Source organism: Bacillus sp. OV322 (assembly GCF_900112495.1).
In the GTDB taxonomy this organism is placed as follows: Bacteria; Bacillota; Bacilli; order Bacillales; family DSM-1321; genus Peribacillus.
In genome coordinates this window covers 3,332-4,967 of sequence record NZ_FOMA01000019.1, presented here as the reverse complement: position 1 = coordinate 4,967, position 1,636 = coordinate 3,332, and the positions used below count along the sequence as shown (strand labels likewise).

At 54.2% G+C, this 1,636-nt stretch carries 1 rRNA gene; it reads left to right on the top strand.

The features are described from left to right. Positions 1–27: 27 nt before the first annotated feature. Positions 28–1,578, top strand: a 16S ribosomal RNA gene (locus BM126_RS21745). The last annotated feature ends 58 nt before the right edge of the window (positions 1,579–1,636 follow it).

Sequence of the window (1,636 nt, the reverse complement as noted above, 5' to 3'; positions counted from 1 at the left end):
TAAAAGCAAATGAGCAAGTCAAACATTTCTTCGGAGAGTTTGATCCTGGCTCAGGACGAACGCTGGCGGCGTGCCTAATACATGCAAGTCGAGCGAATGGATGGGAGCTTGCTCCCTGAAGTTAGCGGCGGACGGGTGAGTAACACGTGGGCAACCTGCCTGTAAGACTGGGATAACTTCGGGAAACCGGAGCTAATACCGGATACGTTCTTTCCTCGCATGAGGAAAGATGGAAAGACGGTTTCGGCTGTCACTTACAGATGGGCCCGCGGCGCATTAGCTAGTTGGTGAGGTAATGGCTCACCAAGGCCACGATGCGTAGCCGACCTGAGAGGGTGATCGGCCACACTGGGACTGAGACACGGCCCAGACTCCTACGGGAGGCAGCAGTAGGGAATCTTCCGCAATGGACGAAAGTCTGACGGAGCAACGCCGCGTGAGCGAAGAAGGCCTTCGGGTCGTAAAGCTCTGTTGTTAGGGAAGAACAAGTGCCAGAGTAACTGCTGGCACCTTGACGGTACCTAACCAGAAAGCCACGGCTAACTACGTGCCAGCAGCCGCGGTAATACGTAGGTGGCAAGCGTTGTCCGGAATTATTGGGCGTAAAGCGCGCGCAGGTGGTTCCTTAAGTCTGATGTGAAAGCCCACGGCTCAACCGTGGAGGGTCATTGGAAACTGGGGGACTTGAGTGCAGAAGAGGAAAGTGGAATTCCAAGTGTAGCGGTGAAATGCGTAGAGATTTGGAGGAACACCAGTGGCGAAGGCGACTTTCTGGTCTGTAACTGACACTGAGGCGCGAAAGCGTGGGGAGCGAACAGGATTAGATACCCTGGTAGTCCACGCCGTAAACGATGAGTGCTAAGTGTTAGAGGGTTTCCGCCCTTTAGTGCTGCAGCTAACGCATTAAGCACTCCGCCTGGGGAGTACGGCCGCAAGGCTGAAACTCAAAGGAATTGACGGGGGCCCGCACAAGCGGTGGAGCATGTGGTTTAATTCGAAGCAACGCGAAGAACCTTACCAGGTCTTGACATCCTCTGACAACCCTAGAGATAGGGCGTTCCCCTTCGGGGGACAGAGTGACAGGTGGTGCATGGTTGTCGTCAGCTCGTGTCGTGAGATGTTGGGTTAAGTCCCGCAACGAGCGCAACCCTTGATCTTAGTTGCCAGCATTCAGTTGGGCACTCTAAGGTGACTGCCGGTGACAAACCGGAGGAAGGTGGGGATGACGTCAAATCATCATGCCCCTTATGACCTGGGCTACACACGTGCTACAATGGATGGTACAAAGGGCAGCAAAGCCGCGAGGCCGAGCAAATCCCATAAAGCCATTCTCAGTTCGGATTGCAGGCTGCAACTCGCCTGCATGAAGCCGGAATCGCTAGTAATCGCGGATCAGCATGCCGCGGTGAATACGTTCCCGGGCCTTGTACACACCGCCCGTCACACCACGAGAGTTTGTAACACCCGAAGTCGGTGGGGTAACCTTTATGGAGCCAGCCGCCTAAGGTGGGACAGATGATTGGGGTGAAGTCGTAACAAGGTAGCCGTATCGGAAGGTGCGGCTGGATCACCTCCTTTCTAAGGAAAATAACGTTCGCTTACGTTTTGTTCAGTTTTGAAAGAAGCAATTCTTTCA